Below are 22,783 nucleotides of genomic sequence, written 5' to 3'. Positions count from 1 at the left end.
CCCAACCTGGACACACCATGAAAGCTGCATCTCGATTTCTCATTCTCTCCCTTTCAGCGCTTGCACTGTCATTACCCGCCTTGCAGGCCAACGCCGCCGACAAGCCGCTCAAGGTCGGCGTTTCGGCAGGGCCCTATGGTGACATTCTTCGCGAGCCCGCGCGGCTTCCGAGAAAGAGGGATTGAAGGCGGAGATCATCGAGTTCAGCGACTGGAACCAGCCCAATGCAGCGCTGCAGGCAGGCGACATCGACCTCAACAACTTCCAGCACCGCTTCTATCTCGCCAATCAATCGAAGGCGCGCGGTTACAAGCTCTCCGCCCTCGATGAATCGATCCTGGTGCCGGCCGGCGTCTTCTCCAAGAAATACACCAAGGCCTCCGACATTCCCGACGGGGCCAAGATCGCCATCCCCAACGATCCGACCAATGCAGCGCGCGCATTGTTGCTGTTTCAGACCGCTGGACTGCTCAAGTTGAAGACCGACGCCGGTCTCTCGGCGAGCATTCTCGATGTGACTGAAAATCCGAAGAAGCTGCAGATCGTTGAAATCGACGCGGCCCAGTTACCGCGATCTCTCGATGACGTGGCAGCCGCCTTTGTGTCATCCAACTACGCCTATCTCGCTGGCCTGGATCTCAACAAGGCGCTTGCGGCCGAGACCAGCGTTGTCGAAGCCAAGCCATATTATACCCTCGTCTTCGCCGCACGTGACGATCGCAAGGACGATCCGCAGATCAAGAAATTCATCTCGATCTATCGTTCGCAGCCGGTGAAGGATTTCATCCGCACCAAGTTCAACGGCTCGATCCTCGCCGCCTGGTAATCCCAACGGGAGGGCAGCTCGGGTGTTCTCCCTGACGCGATGTGGCATGGCCCGACCACGGGCCGCGCCTGTTGGATAGCGACAGCGTGCCAGCGCGGCGGCTATCCAACCATTATCGCGGGCTGATCTTGCTGCGCACTGATGCCTGCGTCACGAAACTGTTCGGCGGCACGTCTTCGGTCAACCAGACATTGCCACCGATGGTGGAGCCGCTTCCGACCACGATGCGTCCCAGAATGGTCGCGCCCGCATAGATGATGACATCGTCCTCGATGATCGGATGGCGCGCATTGCCCTTGATGGCCTTGCCCTCGTGATCGGTCGGGAAGTGCCGGGCTCCAAGCGTTACCGCCTGATAGATTCGGACGCGATCGCCGACGATGGCAGTTTCGCCGATCACGACGCCGGTGCCATGGTCGATGAAGATGCTGGCGCCAAGACGCGCGCCCGGGTGAATGTCGATTCCCGTTGCGCTATGCGCCAACTCGGCGATCAACCGCGCCACCATCGTTGCCCCGAGATTGTAAAGCAGGTGCGCGACGCGGTGATGGATGATCGCCACCATGCCGGGATAGCCAATCAGGATTTCGGGGAAGCTCGTTGCAGCAGGATCTCCCACGAAGGCGGCCCTGAGATCGCTGACCAGCCTGCCTCGGATCTCGGGCAGCTGCGCGGCGAAGTCGCGCGTCAACGTAACGGCATCCTCGAAATGTCGCTCGGTTGGCGCACCGTCGGAAACGAAAGTCTGCCCGCGGTAGACTTGCTCGAGCAAGCCATCCAGCGCGGCGCCCAGTTTGCCTTCGACAAACGCATCGATGCTTTCGGTGCCGAAATCGGAACGGCCGTAATGCCGGGGAAACAATGCCTCGGTGAGGCTCTTGAGCACCTCCGCGAGGGCTTCGCGCGACGGCGCCCGTCTGCTTGGCCCGCGCTGCCAGATATCCAGATATTATGGGCAACGTCGCGGGACTCGCGCAGCCCGGCAACGATCGTACCCAGGTCCCAAAGTGGCGCCGGACCGTCCCGATCTGTGTCTTGTTTGACGTCCTCGGCAACCCTCGACATCGCGGCTCCCCTGTTGCGATCTCACGCAGCTGCAACTGTGACTCATGAGCCGAGGACAAGGAATTCCAAAAGTGCAGCATTTTCGATACGTCCATCCTTCCTTCTCACGCGCCGACCTCACGTCACGTGCCTTCGCTTCGGATACGATCGCGGTCAGGCACTGAACCGGCGTGCGCGCGGCTCCCAAGCCTGTGCAAGCTGCACGGCGGAACGATTTTACAGTGATCGGATGGCTGCTGCCGTCGCCAAACAGCCGTTCATTCGCCGCACATGCCTGCGCGCAGCATCGTCGTCATTGCGGTGCCGATAAATTTGGATGGCCATTTCATTGACGAATGAGCGCCGCCGTCGGATATTCGTGACACAGATTGTGCCCTTCGGAATGCCTGCATGACCGCATATGAGACAACAGTAGTGAGCCAGTTACGCAAGCGCGTAACCCGCCGCTGCGTGTCCGCGGCCACCGGCGCGTGTTGTTGATTCCAGCGTAACGGCTCACACCGAACATCCCATCACTCACCGATAGGATCGCTGCCTCGGCGGCGAACAGAACGCGCATGTCCAATGCCTATGTCATCGAAGTCTTCAATCGTACTGCCGGAATCGTCGTCGCCGAAGAGCGCGGATTTCGTTTCTTTTCATCAGAACCTGCCTTCGACACGCTCGAAGGCGACCATTTCGGATCGGCCCGTGCAGCGGAACGCGCAGCGGAGGCACTCATGGACCAGCGAAGTCACAAGGCTGGCCAATCCCGTATCGCCACGGCCCGCTGAGTTCGAGACTGTCCTCGCCCGACCAGAATGACAATCAGCGTAGAACGAACAAAATTGCCCGGCGCAGACGGCATGGAGAATATTACTCCACGCCGGAACGCCCCGACGTGCTGATCATCATTATTTATGGCGCGCGCTTGCGTAGACCGGATTTATCGCCTTGTTATCTGCAAATGGCGTGTTGGAGAACGGTGATGCGTGAACTATCCGCGGAAGCCCGGTTGCATAACCGTGCGCGCGCGTCGTCGAACCGCACAGCGGTGCGTCTGCACACGGCCGCCGTTTACGGCGCATTTGCGTTGATCGCAGCCATCGTGTTCGGCGCGACATCGGTGCGCCCATTTTGACAACGGCACGGGACGGTGAGCCGCACGCAAACATGCGGTCCCATCGTCAGAGGACATCATGAGCGATCGTTCGGATTTTCTTTGGTACATCCCGAATGACGTGAAGGCAGGTCACCGCGGCGATGTCGTCGATCCAAACGACAACAGCGTCGAGACGCTTGTCGACCAGGCGCAAGCGCTGGAACGTCACGGGTGGAAAGGCGCGCTGATCGGAACCGGCTGGGGAAGGCCGGACACATTCACCGTCGCGTCAGTGCTGGCGGCCCGAACGACGCGTTTCGAGCCGCTGATAGCCATCCGTCCCGGCTATTGGCAGCCGGCGCATTTTGCATCTGCCGCAGCCACACTGGATCAATTGAGCGGTGGCCGGGTTCGCATCAATATCGTCTCCGGCAAGGACAATCTGGCGGCTTACGGCGATGACGAAGCCGACTCGTCGCAGCGATATGCGCGGACCAAGGAATTCATGCGCATCGTCCGGCGGCTGTGGACCGAAGAAAACGTCACCTATTCCGGCGCACATTTTCGCGTCTCTGACTCAACCGCAGCGCCGCGCATCGTCCAGCGCGGCAGTCGCCGCCATCCGAAGCTGTATTTCGGCGGGGCGTCGGACGCGGCCGAGCATGTCGCCGCAACCGAAGCCGATGTCCAGCTCTTCTGGGGCGAACCGCTTGGCGACGTCAAACAGCGCATCGAACGGCTCAAGAGCTTAAGTCAGCGCCTCGATCGGGATCTCCCGCCCCTGGAGTTTGGTCTCAGGATCACAACGCTTGTCCGGGAGAGCTCGGCCGAGGCCTGGGCTGCGGCGGAAGCCAAGGTTGCCGACATGGCGCGGAAAGCAGGCGCGGGCTGGAACGACCACGGCCCTGCCATCGCAATCGGCCAACGGCGACTGCTCGACCTGCAGGCCCGCGGCGACGTCCTCGACGACAATCTCTATACGGCACCAGGAAAATTCGGCGCAGCCGGCGCTGGCACCACCTGGCTGGTCGGTTCGGCATCTGAAGTGGCCAGCTCGCTGCAGAAATACCGCGATCTCGGCATCAAGTATTTTATCCTGTCCGACACGCCCTATCTGGCGGAGATCGAGCGGCAAGGCAAAATACTCCTGCCTTTGCTTCGAGATTGATTCATGGAAATCGAAATCTGACGACCATTATATAATTGAAATCATTCTATAATTTATACGGACACCTTTAGGCTCAATCGTGCTGAGGTCCGCTTTGCGGCCCATTCCCGCTTCCAGAAGGACGATGTAACCCGTCCGGAATGCAGCGCCGGCTTCCGCCGGATCGCTTTCGCTCCGACGAGGTAAACCAAGCGGATATCGCTGCCCCGTTCGCGATACTCTGGCGCGCAAATTTAATTGCGGGGGCCTGCCGTAAGTGATTGAATTTTCAGCAACTCGACTCAACTAATGAAGGAGATACTTTCGCCAGCGAGGTTACTGCCATGCTTGCCGAGAAGTTTTTTCTGGTGCTCGAGACAATCAGAAGTCACGCCTCCGATGATAAGCCATCCAATGGTAGATCATCTCCAGTCGTGACCGGTCCCGTACCGCAGACCCCGATCAAACCGCCAAGCGAAAAGCAAATTAAGGCCGCCAACTGAGGCAGCGTTTTGCTTTTCACGAATGTGGGCGTTCGCACCATTCGAACAGCCCTGAGTCCCGCTGGTCCCGATCGATCCGGAAATTGCCGTCGTAATTTACCGCGTCATTCCATCGCTATCTTGGGCATGTCTTGCTAGTGTCATAGAATATGATGCGTGCTTCCGATGGAGTTACCATTGAACGCCCAGCAGCCAATCGTGCCCGATTCTGCTGGCGCAGCAATTGCTGTACGACCGGGTGAACAGGCGGAAATCGAACTTAAGCTGCTGGCGCCGCAAACTATCCTCGAAAAACTGCGCGAGATCCCCGTCATCGTGCAGTATGCGCGCAATCGCGGCGTGGTCCGCCGGCTGGAGACAATTTATTACGACACACCCGAGGGGGCGCTGTTTCAACGCGGCATGTCGCTGCGCGTGCGACGCAGCGGCAAGCATTTCATTCAGACATTGAAGCTTCTGCCCTGCATCGGGCGGCCATTGGCGCGACGACAGTGGGAAACACCGGTTGACGGCATGACTCCCGATCTGGCGCGGCTTCCTCTCGCCGAGATCGGAGATCCGCTGACGAAGCTTACGCCCGATGCGCTCGTGCCAGCATTTGCGACAAGAGTTCGCCGGCATGCACGGCAGCTCGATCTCCCTGATGCGTCGGTTGAAGTCGCCTTCGACGTGGGGACTATCGAGGCCGGTACGCGTCAAGAAGTCCTGTCCGAGATCGAGCTCGAATTGAAGAGCGGCAACGCCGGTGCGCTGTTTGATCTCGGAACGCAGTTGCTCGACGCCGCACCGCTGCAGGTCGGCACACGGAGCAAGGCGGAACGCGGCTATGCGCTGGCGTTCGACGTCGTGCAACCGGCAGTGAAAGCCGAACCCGTCAACATCACTGCCGAGCACGCGGTTGACGACGTCATTGCGCTGCTGGCGGGCGCCTGCTGGCATCATCTCCTGCGCAATCATGCGGTGGCAAAGGAAGGATCCGACCCCGAAGGCGTGCACCAGATGCGCATCGCTCTGCGCCGTTTGCGCACGATCTGTGCGCTGTTCCGGCGCGAGATCCCATCGCCCTCGTTCGAGGCGATCAATAGCGAAGCGAGGTGGCTGATGCGACAGCTCGGCCAAACCCGCGATTGGGACGTTTTCGCCACCACGATCGTTTCTCGCGTGGCGACGACCACGCCGGAGGTCGACTTCGGCGGCTTGCGCGAGGCAATCGAGCGGCAGCGCAAGTCGAGCTATGGCAGCCTGCAAGCGGTTCTCGACGATCCGCGCTACAGCCGTTTTCTGCTTTCGCTCGGGCACTGGGTCGAGCGCCGCCGCTGGCGCAACGATATCGACAGCGATGCGCTGGCTGTCCTGTCGCAGCCGATGCCGGCGCTCGCCGACAAAATTCTGGCGCGACAGCAGCGGAAGGTGCGCAAGCGTGGCGCGCACTTCCGGCAGCTCGACACCGCTGCACGGCACAGTCTCAGGATCCAGCTCAAGAGGCTGCGCTATGCGGCCGAATTCTTCTTGCCACTTTACGCCGGCCACGCGCCCGCCAAGCGCTACGTGGCTCGGCTCGCCAGGCTCCAGAAGAGTCTGGGACGCGTGTGCGACATCGCAAGTATCCGCGGATTGCTCGGTTCCGTCAGGCAGGACGATCAGGCCGCGCTTCACCTCGCCATCGGCACGGTCACCGGCTGGCAGGCCCGCGACGAGATTGCGGCCGCAACAACGCTGCGCAAGAAATGGCGGCGCTTCAAGGCGACGCCGGCATTCTGGGACCGGTAAAGTACCTTCAGGATTGCTGGAAAGCAGCGCTATTGAACCGTGATCGGTGCCATCACTTTCTGAGTACGAAATGACGCCGCCGGATTGACGGAACTATCTGTCGATAGCTCACGAGCTCCACAGATCTGTTACGCTGGCGATAAGACCCTTCGATCCCAGAGCGTTTAACGCGATATTGTGAACTGTCTCAGTTGGAGCACTGCAGAGTTCACCGATGACCCGGACGGCCAGGTCGTCAGCCGCGCGCGATAAGGCGGTGAAGACGACACAGTTCTGCGTCATCATTCCGCAGATCAGCAGCTCGCCGGTTTGAGCCAAATGAGACGATAGTTCGGTCTCCTGGAAAGCGTCGGCGAACTGTTTGGTGACGATCGGAGCATCAGCTGCAGCAGCAAGAATCGCTGGTCGGATGGCACTACCTGGGCCGTTTGCCGCGAACAAACCGGCGTCTGCCTTCGACACGTGTCGGACGAGGACGACGTTGTCTCCTGAAGCTCTTGCCCGCGCGATGGTGGACACGATGCGAGCCTCAATCTTATCGGGCTTCCATAGTGGAAGCAGGCCACCGGGGAAATATTCGTTCTGGACGTCGATCACGAGAAGCGTGCGGGTCATAATGGGGCTCCTGGGTTTCAGCGACCTTTACCCGCACGCACCTGCGTCTGTCAGTGGCCCGATGGACATTTTTGGTGTAGATCGGGCCAATGCGAATTGCCGTCCTCGCCTACGATCATATCAGTCCGTTCATGCTCTCCACGCCGCTCGCGGTGTTCGGCGAACCGTTTCTGGCCAGCGGTCATCGGATCGACGTCTGTTCAAACGAGCCTCGTTTAAAGACCACAGGCGGATTGACGATCGAGGCGAGCTATCCGTTGGAGGCGGCCCGCGAGGCGGACGTCGTGATCCTGCCGGGCTGGCGGAACGTCGACGAGCCGCTGTCGTCGGATATCATCGCGGAAGTGCAAATGGCAGGCGAACGCGGGGCGATCGTCGTCGGTCTTTGCCTTGGAGCCTTTGGTCTGGCCGAAGCCGGCTTGCTCCATGGACGCCGTGCCACAACGCACTGGGCTCAAGCGAAGACGTTCGCGCTACGTTATCCCACGGTCGACGTCGATGCCGGCGCACTCTTTATCGACGAAGGGCAAATATTGACTTCAGCGGGCATCGCGTCCGGGCTGGACTGCTGTCTGCATCTGCTCGCCCGCGTGTCCGGGCTGGGCGAAGCCAACCGCGTCGCCCGTCACCTCGTCCTTGCGCCGCAACGCTCGGGCCAGCAACCGCAGGTGCTTGAGCGGCCTGCCATCGGATCGTCCTCCGATCGGCGCGTCACCGAAATTCTGGAACGGCTGCGCGTCGATCCGACCCGGACGCCGTCGCTCGACGAACTGGCGGAGCGTGCCGGCATGAGCCGCCGAAGCCTGTCGCGTCATATCCGCTCGCGGATCGGCGGCAGCCTTGGACAATGGCTGAAGCAGGTGCGTCTGTCGCGCGCCCAGGAGATACTGACATCCGGCGTACATGGCATGGAAGATGTCGCCCTTCGCAGCGGATTTCCAGATGCGCACGCATTGCGGTCAGCATTTCGCGCCGAGCTCGGGCTTACGCCGACGCAATGGATGGCGCGGCAGAAAGTCGGCTGATCGCAGACCAATCGATCTGGAGCTGGCGATCGCAAGAGCTCCGTCATTCTAGAACCTCAATGACACGAAGCTAGTTTTCGCCTCTCAATGATGGCGGCAACATCTCGATCGTTTTCGATAGCGTTCATTCGCCGAAATGAAATTCTTGTTCTTGCTGAACGAAGACCGCACGCAATCGCAGATCGCGACGTCGGTCTCTCAAGGAAGCGATAGTTCTTTCTTCACCCCGCGCCATTGCGGCGTGTTTGTCCTCCGCTTGGAGCAATATCTGAAATTGCCAGAGCGAATGTTGTGGGCAAACATTCACGACAGCTTCTGACGCCTTGCGGGCGCATCTCGATTTGCAGCGGAGACATGAAATGAGCGACAACGCGCCTCGCGTCGATGCACGCATAGCGGACGGCGTCGAGCTCGATGCAGATGTGCTGGTGCTCGGCGGCGGCCCGGCCGGCACCTGGGCGGCAATCAGCGCTGCCGGCGAAGGCGCGCGCGTCGTGCTCGTTGACAAAGGCTTTTGCGGGACCTCCGGCGCCACAGCACCATCCGGCACCGGCGTTTGGTATATCGATTCATCGCCTGACAAGCGCGAGGCCGCCATGGCCAATCGCGAGAAGATGGGCGGCTATCTGCAGGATCGCCGCTGGATGTCCCGCGTCCTCGACCGCACCTACGATCAGAGCAACAGACTGGCGGAATGGGGCTATCCCTACCCGACCGATGACAGCGGCCGGCCGCAGCGAAACTCGCTGCAGGGGCCGGAATATATGCGGCTGATGCGCAAGCGCACCAAGTCCGCAGGTGTCACGATCCTGGATCACAGTCCGGCGCTGGAATTGCTGGCCGATGAAGCCGGCGCCGTCGCTGGCGCCGCAGGACTGCAGCACCAGAGCGGAAAGCCATGGCGCGTGCGTGCCGGCGCCGTCGTCATCGCGACGGGCGGATGCGCCTTCCTCAGCAAGACGCTGGGCTCGAACGTTCTCACCGGCGACGGATATCTGATGGCCGCCGAACTCGGCGCCGAGCTGACCAGTATGGAGTTCTCCAATCCCTATGCGATATCGAGTGCATTCGGATCGGTGACCAAAACGCTGTTCTTCGGCTGGGGCACCTTCACCTATGAGGATGGGACGCCGGTGCCGGGTGCTGCGTCGAAGGGCGGCCGCTCGGCCATCGCGCGCGCATTGCTGCAGGGTCCCGTGTATGCGCAACTCGACAAGGCCGATGCCGACATTCAGGAGGCCATGCGTGTCTCGCAGCCGAACTTCTTCCTGCCTTATGACCGCACGGGCGTCGATCCTTTCACCCAGCGCTTTCCGGTCACGCTGCGTCTCGAAGGCACGATCCGCGGCACCGGCGGCCTGCGCATCGTCGATGACAGCTGCGCCACCACCGTGCCCGGCCTCTATGCCGCCGGTGATGCCGCGACGCGCGAGCTCATTTGCGGCGGCTTCACCGGAGGCGGCAGCCACAATGCGGCCTGGGCGATGTCATCGGGCTACTGGTCGGGCCAGGGCGCGGCACGTTACGTCAAGGGCACGCGCCGTATCCGCCGGAATGCAACGGGCGCCGGCACCGTGGGCCTGCAGGAAAGCACGCGCCCGACATTGAACGGCGCGGCGCTTGCCACAGCCGTGCAGAACGAGGTCTTCCCGTACGAGATCAACTATTTCCGCGAAGCTGGTCGCCTGATGGCATCGCTCGCGCGCCTGGACACACTCTGGCACGACGCCACCAAGGCAGGCGCCGTGTCGGGCATTGACGCGGTCCGTGCGCGCGAAAGCGCCGCGATGCTGGCAACGGCACGCTGGATGTATCGCAGCGCGCTGGCGCGCAAGGAAACCCGTGGCATGCATCGCCGAGACGACTTTCCCGAGCAGGATCCGTCGCAGCGCCACTACATCACCACCGGCGGCCTCGATGAGGTCTGGACAGCTACCCGTCCGCACGCCGAGGCATCTCTTGCGGAGGCTGCAGAATGATCGAGGTTATCGATTCCGAAACTTGCACTTCCTGCAATATCTGCGTCCGTGTCTGCCCGACAAATGTGTTCGACAAGACCGAAGGCGTGCCCGTCATCGCCCGGCAGGACGATTGCCAGACCTGCTTCATGTGCGAACTGTATTGCCCTGAGGACTCGCTCTACGTCTCACCCTTCGCGGATGTATCAGTCAGCCTCGAAGCCGCGGAGCTCAAGCAGACCGACGCACTCGGCAGTTATCGACGCGCCATCGGCTGGACCAAGGAAACACGGGATCAGCGCGGCATCGATCGCAGCTATCGACTCTTCGGCCACTGACAATACCCGATGGTGTCGGACGCATTCCGCGTCCCGGAGCTTCGCATGAACGTCAGATCCGTGGCCGTCGACCGTGTCGTCGATCGCTTTCCCGCCGTTCGCCGCATCTGGACGGCGCGCGCGGTCGGCCATCGGCTGCTGCCACTCGCGATTCCACTGATCGTCCTCATCGCATGGCAATGCGCGGCATCGCTGCGGCTTCTGCCGGTCCAGATCCTGCCGCCGCCGCTACTGGTGGCGACCACGGCCATCGACCTGATCCGCGGCGGCGAGATCGTCGACGGGCTTCGCGTCAGCCTGTGGCGGATCGGAATCGGCTTCGCCATCGGCGCCGGCAGCGGCCTCGTCTTCGGCGCGCTGCTCGGCCTGTCGCGCACCGTCGAGGCCTATTGCGGACTGACCTTCAGACTGCTCGCGCAGATTCCGTCGCTCGGCTGGCTGCCGATCCTGCTGCTGATCTTTGGTCTCGATGAGACGCTCAAATTCGTTCTCATCGCCAAGGCGAGTTTTGTCCCGACCGTCATCGCGACGTCCGAAAGCGTCAAACAGATCCCTACGCCGTTTCGCGAGGTTGCGCGCGTGTTGCAGCTGCCAGCGCGGTCCTATCTGCGCCGCCTCGTCCTGCCCGCAACCATTCCCGGCATTTTCGGCGGCCTGCGCACCGCGTTGAGCCATGCATGGATCGCGCTCATCGTCGTCGAGATGCTCGCCGCCACTGAAGGTGTCGGCTACACGATGGTGTGGGGACGCACCCTGTTCCAGATCGACATCGTCATCGTCGGCATGGCCGTGATCGGCCTGATCGGCCTCGCCATGGATACCGGCCTTGCGCGCATCGAGCAGCGACTGCAGCACTGGGAGGCGCGCCCATGAGCGGCGCGACACCTTCCGAAGCTCTGCAAGCGACGCGCAGCGGCGCATTGTCGTGGTCGCGCGGTCTGGTCGTGCCGCTCGCCCTCGCGCTCGGCTGGGTCTGGTCGGTACATGTCGGCTGGCTGTCAGGTTCGCTCGCCATTCAGCCCGAACGGATTCTGCTCGCACCGTTCGACGATGCGGCCGGCCGCGAGATCTGGCGAGCCATCGCTGCCAGCGTGCTGCGTTACGCCGGCGGTGCCGGCATCGGCATCGTACTGGGCCTCGCGCTTGGCACTGCGATGGGCCTGTCCTCCACCGTCGAACGGGCAAGCGGCGGCTCCTTCCATGCGCTACGCCAGATCACGCTCTTCGCCTGGATTCCATTGCTCACGGCCTGGTTCGGCAACGGCGAGGCCAGCAAGATCGTCTATATCGCTCTGTCCGCCTTCTTCCCGGTCGCACTGAACACCGCCACCGGCCTGCGCAACGTGCAGACATCCTATCGCGAAGTGTCGCGCGTGCTCGGCCTGTCGCGCCGGCAGGAAATCCGCCGCGTGCTGCTTCCCGCCGCCCTTCCGGCCATCACCATCGGCACCGAGATCGCTCTCATCAGCGCGTGGATCGGCACCGTCGGCGCGGAATATGCCATCGGCAACGGGCGCGGCATCGGCACCTTCGTTTCCGAAGGGCGTGAACAGTTTCGCATGGACATCGTCATCATCGGCGTCATCGCGCTGGCGGCCACCGGCTATCTGGCGACACGTCTGTGCCGCCGGCTGTCGTCGCTAGCCTTGACGCACGCCTCCGGCCTGACGTGATGGAAACCGCATGACAGAATTCACCGAACTCGCGATCCGGCATGTCACCAAGACCTATGTGGTCGATGAGATGCCCCTGCTCGTGTTGCAGGATGTGTCGTTGTCCGTGCTGCCCGGCGAATTCGTCAGCATCGTCGGCGCCTCCGGCTGCGGCAAGTCCACGTTGTTGCGCCTCATCGTCGGGCTCGATGACGTCTATCGCGGCGAGATCCTGCTCGGCGGCACGCAGGTGAGCGGCCCCGGCGCCGATCGCGGCATCGTGTTTCAGGATCACCGGCTGTTTCCGTGGTTGACGCTGACAGAGAATGTCGCGCTCGCGCTGGATGCCTGTCCGCTGCCGGCGGAAGAGAAGGCTCAACGCGTCCGCGATGCCATTGCGCTGGTCGGCCTGTCCGGCTTCGAGCGGGCACGCCCTGCGCAGTTATCTGGCGGGATGGCGCAGCGCGCGGCGATTGCGCGCGCGCTGGTTCGGCGGCCTGCAATCTTGTTGCTGGACGAACCGCTTGGCGCTCTCGACTCGCTGAACCGCACGCGGCTTCAGGATGCGCTGCTGGACATCTGGGAGGCGCAGCGGACCACCGTGATCATGGTGACCCACGACGTCGAGGAAGCCGTCTATCTCTCCACCCGTATCGTGGTGATGGAGCCGCGCCCCGGTCGCATCCGCAGCATCGTTCCTGTGGAGCTGGCAGCGCGCGACCGCGCAGCGCCCGATTTTATCGCGCTCAAGCAGCGCGTTCTCGCCGATCTCCGACACTGAAATCAGGAGCGCCATCATGCACAAGATCACCCGACGCAGTTTCACCGCCGGCGCCGCCGCGCTGCTGGCAGCCGGCACAGTGGCCCGCGCTGCCACCGATACGCCGGACACCATCCGCTTCGGTGCATTCGGCGCGGGCTTCGGGCAGCCTTACGGTGTCGCGACCTTCGGCGTCGCGCAAGCCAAGGACTTCATCACCAACGAATTCAAGGACACGCCGGTCAAGCTGGAATGGACCTATCTCGCGGGCACGGGCCCTGCAGTCAATGAAGGCATCGCCAACGGGCGTATCGATTTCGCTCAGTACGGCGCATTGCCGAACGTCATCGGTCGCGCCAACGGTCTGCCCACCCGCGTGCTCTTGAATTACGGTCCCACCACGATCTTCGGCGCTGCACGCAAGGGACTGCCGATCCATTCGATCAAGGATCTCAAGGGACGCAAGGTCACCTTCCAGAAGGGCACCGTCCTGCATTGGGCGTTCCTGCGCGCGCTGCAGGCAAACGGCCTGACGGCCAAGGACCTGACCGTCGTCGATCTCAAGACTGCCGATCAACTCGCTGCGCTGGCCGCCGGCAGCGTCGATGCCAGCATCGGTTCGAGCTCGGTGCTATCACTTCGCGAGAAGGGCATCGTCGATATCTTCTACACCTCGAAGGACATCGGCCCGAAGGCCACCGGTTTCGGCGGCATTCTCGTCACCGATCAATTCCGCGAAAAATATCCCGACGCCACGCGCCGCGTCGTCACCGGCCTTCTCAAGGCGGTCGCGTGGATCGGCGACGAAGCCAATCGCGACGAGGCGTTGCGCATCTGGTCGAAATCCGGCACGCCCTACGAGGCCCTGCAGGAGGAATTCCGCGGCCAGTCACTCAAAGAGGCGTTCAATCCGCTCGTTGACGAATTCCTGCTAGCCCAATTCCAGGATGTCGTCGATTTCTCCAAGTCCGAAAAGCTGATCCGCAGCGATATCGACGTGAAAGAATGGGTGCTTGCGGCGCCAATCCACGAGGCACTTGCCAATCTCAAGCTCGAGAAATTCTGGACGCCGCGACACGCCGATGGATCGCCGAAAGCATAAGGCAACGATTCCGGTTGTCCGGATCGTACTGGGTGGGAGATTGTGATGATCGATTTTCCGCTCAAGCGACACTATGAGCGCGATCCTGTCGATCTCGACGAAGCGGACACACGGGCGGCATTCGCCGCCTGTGACGCCATTCCATTGGCGATGCGGGCGCGCGCGCAGACCTTGCGCTCCCTGGACCGCTGTGTCCGGCTGCGGCGAACGCTGCGGACACAGCGCCCCGATCGTCCGCAATTGCGCTCCGCCCTCAAGGCCGAGCAACGCGTGCTGGCCCTGCTCCGTCAATGGGCGGACGGCCAACGCGTGCGGTGAAGTGAAAGGCCTCTGGCGCGCTACCCTAAGAGTAGGTCCGTTGTTCTCCCGACACGCTTTCGGACAGAATCTTTATCCAAGAAATGCAGCATATCCGAAATTGCCGCTGGCCCACCGTGCCACGTATCTTCTACGCGCATGCGCAGTCCGCTCACGATTGCAGCGAACGATGCGATCGCGGCTCATCCAACGCAGGAGCACGAACTGGCTCGCGGTGTGCCGGCGGATGCGGCGCGCCAAAGCGCGGATATTTACGACCGACGACATCGACATTTGGCCAACCAACCCAGGATCCGACACGTGACAATTTCCCGCCGAGGCACTCGCCTTCCTTCGCTCAGCCGCCGCAGTCTTCTGATCGGCGCAGGCGCCACTGCCGCCACCGGTCTCCTCGGCACCCCGGCCATCGCGCAGGCACGTAGCAAAGCGGTGCTCGCCTATGGTAGCACCGGCTACACTTGGGCCCTCCCCTATGTCGCCGAAGCAGCCGGCCTGTGGGAAAAAGCCAATATCGACCTCGCGACGTCATCCTTCGAGACCGGGCGCGACGCCATGCAGGCACTCCTGTCGGGATCTGCCGACTTCTCCGCATCCACCGACACGCCGCTGGTGTTCGCCGCCCTGACCGGATTGCGGCCCGTTGCTGTGATCAACTACAGCCGCTACTCGCGCGACATGAAGCTTGCAGTGCGCAAAGGTGGCGCTATCGATCCGAAGACTCCCGCAAGCCTGAAGGGTCGCAAGATTGCCACCCGCATCGGCACGTCGGGCCAATTCTTTCTCGCCAAATATCTCGAACTCGCCGGCCTTAAGCTGCAGGACGTCACCGTCGTCGATCTCGCGCCGAATAACATGACGACCGCGCTGGCGCGCGGCGATATCGATGGCTTTGCCTGGACCAGCCAGACCGTCGGCGTGGCACAGAAGCAGTCGAACGGCCAGGTCGATGAAATGACGCTCGACGGGATAGAGAAATACTTCCAGAGCCACCAACTCCTTCTTACCACCGAGCGCGTGCTCAAGGAGAAGCCGGATTTGGTCAACACTGCGGTAAAGGTATTCCTGCAAGCCGAAGCTCGCATCGCCAGCGATAAGAACTGGCCGCAGATCATCACCGACCGGATCAAGACGCCAGCCGGCGACATCACCGAGGCAACCTCGACTTTCACTTTCAAGCTCACCTTCGACGATCGCTTCGTCGACGATCTCGTTAGCCAGGCCCAATGGGCGATCGATGCCGGACTTGCAAAGCCCCCGAAGGGCGAGTTGCGTCCGCTGCTGCGCAGCCTTGTCGTCGACGCGCCGGTCAAGACTGCGCAGCCAGACCGCGTGACCCTGACGTGAGCCGAGGCACTGCATCGCTGATCGACGTCTCAGGCGTCTCGCAAATCTATGCGGGACGCGACGGTGCTCCCACCTGGGCGCTCCGCGACGTCTCGCTGCAGATCGGCGACGGCGAGTTCGTCTGTCTGATCGGGCCGTCGGGCTGCGGCAAGACCACGCTGCTGCACCTCATCGCCGGCTTCCTGCAGCCAAGCCGCGGCAGCGTCGCATTCCAGCAGCAGCCCATTCTGGGCCCCGGCCCCGATCGCGGCGTTGTGTTCCAGGAATATGCGTTGTTCGCCTGGATGACCGCGCGGCAGAACGTCGAGTTCGGCCTGCGTGCCAAGCCGTTGTCGCGCGGCGCGCGCAGGCAACTGGCGCTCGCTGCGCTGGAGCGCGTCGGCCTGCTCGCCGCCGCCGACAAATATCCGCATGAACTCTCCGGCGGCATGCGCCAGCGCGTCGCCGTCGCGCGTGCGCTCGTGGTCGAACCGAAGGTCCTGCTGATGGACGAGCCGTTCGCTGCCGTCGATGCGATGACGCGGCAGACCCTGCAGGACGATCTGCTGCGGCTGTGGAAGGAAACCGGCGTCTCGGTCGTCTTCGTCACCCACAATATCGACGAGGCCATTTTCCTTGCCCAGCGCGTCGTCGTGATGGCGCCGCATCCCGGCACGATCGTCTCGGAGCGCATCATCGACGCCGACTATCCCCGCGACCGCGGCTCGGCAGCGTTCGGCGAACTCTACGGCTCGATCTCGGGCGAACTGACCAATGGCACGCGAAGGGCCGCATGACGACGATTTCAGATATCGATCTGGCCGACGATGCGCATCCGGCGTCGCCCTCCTTCGAGGCCCAGTTCCGTGCCGCCAATGACCGTGCACGGCGGAAGGCCCAGCTCACGCGGCTGACCCTGAACATCCTCGGCCTCATGCTGTTCATCGCGATCTGGGAAGCGATCCCGCGCTATTCGGACTGGGTCAACGAAGTCCTGTTCCCGCCGCCAAGCACCGTGTTGCAGGCCTTCATCCCGATGCTGACCTCGGGCGAGATCGGCCGCAACATCGCCATCAGCCTGCAGCGCGCCGGGCTGGGCTTCCTCATCGCGCTCGCTTCGGGCATCATGCTCGGCCTCGTCACCGCGCGTGTCCGCTGGCTGCAATATCTCACCGAGCCACTGCTGCACGGCTTTCGCGCCATTCCGACTATCGCGCTGGTGCCGCTCTGCGTGCTGTGGTTCGGCATCGGTGAACCGTCGAAGGTGGTGCTGGTCGCGTGGGGCGCGTTCTTCCCGATCTGGATCACCACTTTCATCGGCGTGCGTGATATCAATCTCATCTATCTGCGCTCTGCGGCCTGTCTTGGCGCCAGCCGCCGCGACACTTTGCTGCTGGTTGTGCTGCCGGCCGCGCTTCCCTTCATCCTCTCGGGCATCCGCCAGTCCATCGCGGTATCGCTCATCGTGCTGGTTGCTGCCGAACTGTCCGGCGCATCGGCCGGCGTCGCCTATATGATGTCGCAAGGGCATCAGTTATTCCGCGTCGACATCATGTTCATCGGCCTCGCGCTGCTCGGTACCTTCGGCTTTCTCGCCGACCGCGTCTTCGTCGCGCTCGCGCGCTGGCTGTTCCCCTGGTACGCGGCGTCATGACGGCGCCAGTACCGCGGCAGCAGATCTTCGAGAATGCGAAGATCTTGACGTTCGACCGCGAACGGCCCAGCGCGCAGGCCATCGCGATCGACGGCAACGTGATCGTGGCCGTGGGCGACCGGGACGTCGTGCGCGCCGCCGCGCCGGATGCCGAACGGATCGACCTGCAGGGCACCTGCGTCATCCCGGGCTTCAACGACACTCATGCGCATATGGAGCGTGAGGGGCTGAAGACGCTGCGCCCCTCACTCGCTGGCGCCAAGTCTGTCGGAGACATCCTCGCCCGCATCCGCGATGCTGCTGCGATCACACCGCCGGGCGAATGGATCGTCACCATGCCGGCAGGCACGCCGCCCTTCTTTTCGATGGTGTGTCCTCGCTCGCGGAACGACGCCTGCCGAACCGCCACGAACTCGACGCCGCAGCACCCGACCATCCCGTCTATATCCAGGGCGTGTTCGGCAACTGGGGCAAGCCGCCGGGCCACTCGGCACTCAATTCGTGCGGGCTCGAACTCAACAATATCGGATCGGACACACGCCCGCGCATCGGCGGCGTGGAGATCGAAGTCGATGCGCAGGGCGCACCGACCGGCATCATCGTCGAGCACAACAACCGTCCGACGGTGGAATTCGACATCCTGCCCGCGGTACCGCGCTTCGGCTTCACCGATCGCCTCGAAGGCGTCCGGCGATCGCAGCGCCTCTACAATACCAAAGGCACCACCAGCATCTATGAGGGTCACGGCTCCGCGGCCGAGACCATCTCGGTCTATCGCCGGCTCTGGGAACTGAACGAACTCACTATCCGCGCTGGCCTCGTGCTGAGTCCGAGCTGGAACGACCTGACCGAGGCCCGCCGCATCATGCGCGACTGGCTCCCTAGCGCGCGCGGCAGCGGGCTCGGCGACCGCTGGCTGCGCGTCTCCGGCATCCACATCGCCTATGGTGGTGATCCCGTCGTCGCCTGCTGCGCTCGCGCACATTTGCCCGACACCGGCTGGTCCGGCTTCGTCGAACAGGCGGTGTCGCCGTCCGACTTCCGCGAGGCGTGTTTTCTCGCCGCCGAATTCGACCTGCGCCTGCACACCATCGTCGGCGACCAGCTGCACGAGATCGTCCCCGTGCTGCGGGCGGTGAACGAGCGACATCCGATCGCTGAACGCCGCTGGGTCATCGAACATGTCGGCCGTGCACGGCCTGAGGACATCCGCGCGCTCAAGGAGCTCGGCGTCTATGTGACGACGATCCCGACTTATTATCTCTGGAAGGGCGGAAGCAAATATCTGAACGAGGCCGATGGCGGCAATGGCGTCGTGCCTCATCGCGCCATCCTCGATGCCGGTATTCCCATGGCCATCGCCACCGACAATATTCCCTACGATCCGTTCTTCACGCTGTGGACCACCTGCGCCCGCGAGGAGCGCTCCACCGGCCGCGTGATCGGGCCTGATCAGCGCCTCGATGCCCATACGGCGCTCGAACTCTTCACCGCCGCCGGCGCTGCGCTCACTTTTGACGAAGGCTGGAAGGGCCGTCTGAAACCCGGCTTCGCTGCGGATCTCGCGGTGTTGTCCGATGACTCCACGACACTGCCACCGGCGGAGCTGAAGGATCTCTCCTGTCTGCTCACAATTGTCGACGGGCGCATCGTCCATGACGTACGTTGACGCCGCAAAGCGCGTATAGTCCGTCGCCATGACCGACGCACCCCGCTCCATCATCATCCTGTCGCATAACGAAAGCCCGTTCGGCCCTTCGCCGCGCGCACTCCGTGCCATCGAGGAGAACCTCGCCCATCTCAACCGCTATGTCGGTGACGAGCTGGACCAGCTGACTGCCGCCATCGCCGCGCATGAACGTATCGCGCCGGAGCAGATCGTGCTCGGCGAAATCCTCGACGTGCTCGGGCTGTATCTCTCCGCGCAAGGCGGCCCCGGCGGCGAGTTCATTTATTCTGAGCCCGGCTATACGGCGCTGGTCGATGCCGTCGCACCGGCTGGCGGCAAGATCATCGCCGTGCCGCTGAATGATCGGCTCGACAACGACCTTCCGGCCATCGCCAGCGCAGTAAATGCGCGAACCCGTGCCGTCTATCTCATCAACCCGCACAATCCGAGCGGCACGGTGAGTCCGGCCGAGGAATTCATCGCATTCGTCCGCGATCTATCGAACCGCGCGCTGGTGATCGTCGACGAAGCCTATCTCGACTACACGCTCGATCCGGAACGGCGCACCGTGGCTGGTCTCGTGCGTGATGGCCATCAGGTCGTCGTGTTCAGGACCTTCGCCAAGATACATGGCCTCGCCGGTCTCGCCATCGGCTATGTGCTGGCGTCTGCCAAGCTTGCCCGATCGCTCAGGCAGATCGGCATTGGCGCGTTTCATGGCCTCAACCGCCTCGGCCTCCTCGCCGCTCAGGCAAGCCTGGCCGATAGCGAACATATCACCGCAGTGCGCACCGCGGTTGCCGCCGAGCGCGAGAGTTGGCACGCTTTGTTTCGCGCGAACGGCGTTTCCTTCTCCGCAGCGCAGGGCAACTTCGTATTCTTCGATGCCGGCCGGCGACACGGTGATGTGACTGCAGCCCTTGCGGCACGGGACATCGCGATCAAGCAATCTTATCCCGCGCTGCCGACCTGGCTGCGGATATCGATCGGCCTGCCCGATGACAATGTATTGGCGCGCCAGGTCGTCGCCGACAGCCTACGCTGATCACCCACAATGGCACCGAACGCCGGCAGGCGTATTTCAGAAGAAGTCCCATCACCAGCGCGCGCGTCAAAGTTCGGAGAAAGGCGACGAGCGCCGCCTTTTCTGCCTCCGATAGACCGAGCGGCCGGATATTCGCCAAGATTATTGGTGGCGTGACGTCAGAATCCCGGGCGCAGAACGCCAATTTAATCCACCGTTGCTCGTAGCTGTCGTGGCACCAGCCCCATTTCCGCCAATTAGCGGCGCATGAAGGTGCCTGATGTGGTCATTGTGTTCGGCTATTCCCCGTTAAGCCCTAGCCGGTTCGGCATGCGCTTCTCGATGTTGAATTTGAGCAGTGCTGCGGAGCGGAAGATGCCGTGGGCGAATTTGCCGTAAGGCAATGTCAGGAACAGCGCCATCACGGTGCCGAGATGGATCGCAAGCCACAGCGCCATGAAGCGGGTGTCGCGCAGCAGCAGCAGCGCGAAGCCGGTGGCGCTGACCAGCAGCAGCAGCATGATGAAGCCGCGGTCCATGGCGTTCTGCTTGACGTCGGCGCGCAGCGCATCGCGCTTGAGATTGAGCCACAGCAGGCCGATCGGCCCAATGATGAGACCGATGCCACCAAGCGAGCCGAGAATCACCGGCGCGCTGGCGAAGGCATAGGGTGCGTGCAGATTCCAGAGATAGTGATAGAGCGTCGCCACGCAGGTCGCCGCGAAGCACAGCAGGAAGCCATAGAGCGTGAAATGGTGGAAGCGCCGCCGCCACGGCGTGAAGGCATCATCGTCCTCGTTGCAGCCCTCGCCATGGCCGCCGCCGAGATACTTCAGCCGCGCGACGTCGTGGACGGCTTCGGCCACCGCAGGAACGCGCGCCTGCGCGGCCGCCTTCATGTCGGCGGGATTGCCGTCCTTCGTCGGCGACACCTCGCGCCAGAATTTGACCACGCCGATCGCGAGCGCCAGCATCGCGAACAGGAACACGGTGCCGAACAAGAGCGCCAGGAAGTTGTGCGGGAAGATCGCGTAGAAATTCCCGGCCAGCGGTTCGTGGATCAGGCGGCCATTCATCGCGATCGCCAGGATCATGAACAGCGCGAGGCCACCGGACAGCGCGAAGGCCACGGTGAGCCCGGCGCGCTCATAGAGCCGGCCGAACGCGCGCGGCCACGCATAGTCCTGATAGGTGCGCACCCGCACCTTCGCCATCGCCTGCGGAACATTAACTGCAAACTCATGCGGCGGCGCATATTGGCACGCATAAAGGCACGAGCCGCAGTTGTGACAGAGATTCGCAAGGTAATGCGTATCGGCCGCGTTGAATTCGAGCCGACGCGTCATCGCCGGGAAGACGGCGCAGAATCCTTCGCAATAACGGCATGCATTGCAGATCTGCATGACGCGGGCGATCTCCGCCTCGCCCACAGTCATCGCATCGGCAAAGTTCACGCCGCCTTCGCAGGCGCCGCCGGCGACGGGCGCTTCCAACTCAGTGACCGGCGGCATAGCGAAGCTCCTCGTGGAATGTCGGGTGGCGATGCCCGGTCGCAGCCGCCGCATTGACGCCGGCGATGCGGCCGAACGCGGTGCCGATGCTCATGCCGACACCGGCGGTGTAGCCCTTGCCGAGCACATTGCCGGCCACCATCTCGCCGGCAGAGAACAGATTGGTGCTCGGCATATCCTTGAAATGGACGGCGGCACTCGCATCGGTCTTCATGCCGAGATAGGTGAAGGTGATGCCGGGCTTGAGCGGATAGGCATAGAACGGCGGCGTGTCGATCACGCGCGCCCAATGGGTCTTGGCCGGCGTGACAGCTTCGGTCCGGCAGTCGTCGAGCGCGGTGTGGTCGAAGGTCCCGGGGCGGCAGGCGGCGTTATAGGCCGACAGCGTCTCGACGAAAGTGGCGGGATCGACGCCAATCTTGACGGCGAGTTCATCCAGTGTATTCGCTTTGGTGCCATCGAACACCGGCGGCATAAAGCGGCCGATCGCTTTCTGGTCGATGATCGACCATGCGGTCTGGCCGGGCTGCTGCGCCACCAGACGGCCCCAGATCGCATAACGCTTCGGCCAGAAATCCTCGCCCTCGTCATAGAAGCGCTTGGCTTCGCGATTGACGACGACACCGAGCGAGACGCAATCGATACGCGTGCAGATGCCGCCGTCATAGAGCGGCGCGCGCGCGTCGATGGCGACGCAATGCGCCTGGGTCGGGTCGCCGATACTGTCAGCACCAGCATCGATCATGAACTTCAGCAGCACACCCTGATTGAAGCGGGTGCCGCGGATCAGGAAGTTCTCCGCGGTCCATTCACCGCGCTCGTTCTGGCCCCACGCTTCACGCTGCCATTCCAGATTCGACTCGAAGCCGCCGCAGCCGAGCACGCAGCTTTTAGCGGTAATGCGCTCGCCCGACTCCGTGATGGCGGCGACGAATTCGCCGTCCCTGAGTTCAAGACTTTTCACCGGCGTATCGTAGCGGATATCGACGCCGAGCGCCTCGGCTGACCGGTAATAGGCATTCACCAGCGCCTTGCCGCCGCCCATGAAGAAGGCATTGGTGCGCGCCACATGCAGCGCACCGGACAAAGGTGGCTGGAAATGCACGCCGTGCTTGCGCATCCATGGCCGGCAGCGCGACGAATGGCGGATCACCATCCGCGCCAGCGGCTCGTCAGTCAGGCCGCCTGTGACCTTCAGGAGGTCCTGCCAATACTCTTCCTCGGGATACGCTTCGACCAGCACGTCCTGCGGTTCGTCATGCATGCAGCGCAGATTCCGCACATGCATGGAATTGCCGCCGCGCCACGCCTGTGGTGCGGATTCCAGCATCAGCACCGACGCGCCGGCCTCACGCGCCATCAGCGCCGAGCAGAGAGCCGCATTGCCGCCACCGATGATGAGCACGTCCGGTGGGGATGAAAATGTTGCCATGGATCAGGCC

General features: G+C 62.8%; 22 protein-coding genes and 1 pseudogene. 19 read left to right on the top strand and 4 right to left on the bottom strand.

Going from position 1 to position 22,783, the window contains the following annotated elements; translation table 11 throughout:
* The first annotated feature begins 181 nt into the window (after positions 1–181).
* Positions 182–826: a MetQ/NlpA family ABC transporter substrate-binding protein gene (locus tag SFY93_RS11900; protein ID WP_320447240.1), complete on the top strand. Its 645-nt coding sequence runs from the start codon at positions 182–184 to the stop codon at positions 824–826.
* Positions 827–938: 112 nt separating this feature from the next.
* On the opposite strand, the gene epsC is transcribed toward SFY93_RS11900, so the two are convergent.
* Positions 939–1,712, bottom strand: a complete 774-nt coding sequence (gene epsC / locus SFY93_RS11895) for a serine O-acetyltransferase EpsC (RefSeq protein ID WP_320447239.1) — start codon at positions 1,710–1,712, stop codon at positions 939–941.
* Positions 1,713–2,448: 736 nt separating this feature from the next.
* Between epsC and SFY93_RS11890 the strand changes: the two genes are divergently transcribed.
* From SFY93_RS11890 to SFY93_RS11875, 4 genes are all read left to right on the top strand, one after another.
* Entirely contained in the window at positions 2,449–2,664 is a 216-nt protein-coding gene (locus SFY93_RS11890; RefSeq protein ID WP_320447238.1) for a hypothetical protein, read from the top strand.
* Positions 2,665–2,858: 194 nt separating this feature from the next.
* Complete coding sequence (locus SFY93_RS11885; RefSeq protein WP_086937164.1) at positions 2,859–3,011, top strand: hypothetical protein; 153 nt, start codon at positions 2,859–2,861, stop codon at positions 3,009–3,011.
* Between the two features lie 58 nt (positions 3,012–3,069).
* Positions 3,070–4,140: an LLM class flavin-dependent oxidoreductase gene (locus tag SFY93_RS11880; protein ID WP_320447237.1), complete on the top strand. Its 1,071-nt coding sequence runs from the start codon at positions 3,070–3,072 to the stop codon at positions 4,138–4,140.
* A gap of 680 nt (positions 4,141–4,820) precedes the next feature.
* Positions 4,821–6,392, top strand: a complete 1,572-nt coding sequence (locus tag SFY93_RS11875; protein WP_320447236.1) for a CYTH and CHAD domain-containing protein — start codon at positions 4,821–4,823, stop codon at positions 6,390–6,392.
* Between the two features lie 108 nt (positions 6,393–6,500).
* Here the strand turns inward: SFY93_RS11875 and SFY93_RS11870 are convergent, their stop codons facing one another.
* A complete protein-coding gene (locus tag SFY93_RS11870; RefSeq protein WP_320447235.1) occupies positions 6,501–7,007 on the bottom strand; it encodes a cysteine hydrolase family protein in 507 nt (168 codons plus the stop codon).
* Between the two features lie 89 nt (positions 7,008–7,096).
* Here SFY93_RS11870 and SFY93_RS11865 point away from each other — a divergent pair, with 89 nt between their 5' ends.
* The 14 genes and pseudogenes from SFY93_RS11865 to SFY93_RS11800 all read left to right on the top strand — a co-directional run bounded on the left by SFY93_RS11865 (position 7,097) and on the right by SFY93_RS11800 (position 19,851).
* Complete coding sequence (locus SFY93_RS11865) at positions 7,097–8,032, top strand: GlxA family transcriptional regulator (RefSeq protein ID WP_320447234.1); 936 nt, start codon at positions 7,097–7,099, stop codon at positions 8,030–8,032.
* A gap of 359 nt (positions 8,033–8,391) precedes the next feature.
* Complete coding sequence (locus SFY93_RS11860) at positions 8,392–10,011, top strand: FAD-binding protein (RefSeq protein ID WP_320447233.1); 1,620 nt, start codon at positions 8,392–8,394, stop codon at positions 10,009–10,011.
* Positions 10,008–10,328: a 4Fe-4S dicluster domain-containing protein gene (locus tag SFY93_RS11855; RefSeq protein ID WP_175365675.1), complete on the top strand. Its 321-nt coding sequence runs from the start codon at positions 10,008–10,010 to the stop codon at positions 10,326–10,328. Before SFY93_RS11860 ends, SFY93_RS11855 begins: the two co-directional genes overlap by 4 nt.
* 45 nt (positions 10,329–10,373) lie before the next feature.
* Complete coding sequence (locus SFY93_RS11850; protein WP_320447232.1) at positions 10,374–11,201, top strand: ABC transporter permease; 828 nt, start codon at positions 10,374–10,376, stop codon at positions 11,199–11,201.
* A complete protein-coding gene (locus SFY93_RS11845; RefSeq protein WP_320447231.1) occupies positions 11,198–12,001 on the top strand; it encodes an ABC transporter permease in 804 nt (267 codons plus the stop codon). Before SFY93_RS11850 ends, SFY93_RS11845 begins: the two co-directional genes overlap by 4 nt.
* A 10-nt stretch (positions 12,002–12,011) precedes the next feature.
* Positions 12,012–12,761 carry an ABC transporter ATP-binding protein gene (locus tag SFY93_RS11840; protein ID WP_320447230.1) on the top strand — a complete coding sequence of 250 codons (750 nt, stop codon included), beginning with the start codon at positions 12,012–12,014 and terminating at the stop codon, positions 12,759–12,761.
* 16 nt (positions 12,762–12,777) lie between these two features.
* Positions 12,778–13,842 (top strand): ABC transporter substrate-binding protein, encoded by a 1,065-nt coding sequence (locus SFY93_RS11835; protein WP_320447229.1) that lies wholly within the window; start codon positions 12,778–12,780, stop codon positions 13,840–13,842.
* A 45-nt stretch (positions 13,843–13,887) separates the two neighbouring features.
* Complete coding sequence (locus tag SFY93_RS11830; RefSeq protein WP_320447228.1) at positions 13,888–14,160, top strand: hypothetical protein; 273 nt, start codon at positions 13,888–13,890, stop codon at positions 14,158–14,160.
* Positions 14,161–14,460: 300 nt separating this feature from the next.
* Positions 14,461–15,504 carry an ABC transporter substrate-binding protein gene (locus tag SFY93_RS11825; RefSeq protein WP_320447227.1) on the top strand — a complete coding sequence of 348 codons (1,044 nt, stop codon included), beginning with the start codon at positions 14,461–14,463 and terminating at the stop codon, positions 15,502–15,504.
* The gene (locus SFY93_RS11820) at positions 15,501–16,280 is read left to right on the top strand and encodes an ABC transporter ATP-binding protein (RefSeq protein WP_320447226.1); all 780 of its coding nucleotides are present in this window, start codon (positions 15,501–15,503) and stop codon (positions 16,278–16,280) included. Before SFY93_RS11825 ends, SFY93_RS11820 begins: the two co-directional genes overlap by 4 nt.
* A complete protein-coding gene (locus SFY93_RS11815) occupies positions 16,277–17,137 on the top strand; it encodes an ABC transporter permease (RefSeq protein ID WP_320447225.1) in 861 nt (286 codons plus the stop codon). The genes SFY93_RS11820 and SFY93_RS11815 overlap by 4 nt, the downstream gene beginning before the upstream one ends.
* A pseudogene (locus tag SFY93_RS11810) lies at positions 17,134–17,412 on the top strand (imidazolonepropionase-like domain-containing protein); the annotation flags it as partial. The gene SFY93_RS11815 and the pseudogene SFY93_RS11810, both read left to right, overlap by 4 nt.
* Positions 17,413–17,459: 47 nt before the next feature.
* Complete coding sequence (locus SFY93_RS11805; protein WP_320447224.1) at positions 17,460–18,806, top strand: amidohydrolase; 1,347 nt, start codon at positions 17,460–17,462, stop codon at positions 18,804–18,806.
* Between the two features lie 28 nt (positions 18,807–18,834).
* Positions 18,835–19,851: a pyridoxal phosphate-dependent aminotransferase gene (locus SFY93_RS11800; protein ID WP_320447223.1), complete on the top strand. Its 1,017-nt coding sequence runs from the start codon at positions 18,835–18,837 to the stop codon at positions 19,849–19,851.
* A gap of 278 nt (positions 19,852–20,129) precedes the next feature.
* Here the strand turns inward: SFY93_RS11800 and tcuB are convergent, their stop codons facing one another.
* A complete protein-coding gene (tcuB, locus tag SFY93_RS11795) occupies positions 20,130–21,341 on the bottom strand; it encodes a tricarballylate utilization 4Fe-4S protein TcuB (protein ID WP_320447222.1) in 1,212 nt (403 codons plus the stop codon).
* Positions 21,325–22,773: an FAD-dependent tricarballylate dehydrogenase TcuA gene (gene tcuA / locus SFY93_RS11790; protein WP_320447221.1), complete on the bottom strand. Its 1,449-nt coding sequence runs from the start codon at positions 22,771–22,773 to the stop codon at positions 21,325–21,327. Before tcuA ends, tcuB begins: the two co-directional genes overlap by 17 nt.
* Between the last annotated feature and the right edge of the window lie 10 nt (positions 22,774–22,783).

The sequence above is a fragment of the Tardiphaga sp. 42S5 genome, assembly GCF_034044155.1.
In the GTDB taxonomy this organism is placed as follows: domain Bacteria; phylum Pseudomonadota; class Alphaproteobacteria; order Rhizobiales; family Xanthobacteraceae; genus Tardiphaga; species Tardiphaga robiniae.
The sequence above is the reverse complement of the archived record's forward strand: the minus strand, read 5'-3'. Positions and strand labels throughout refer to the sequence as shown.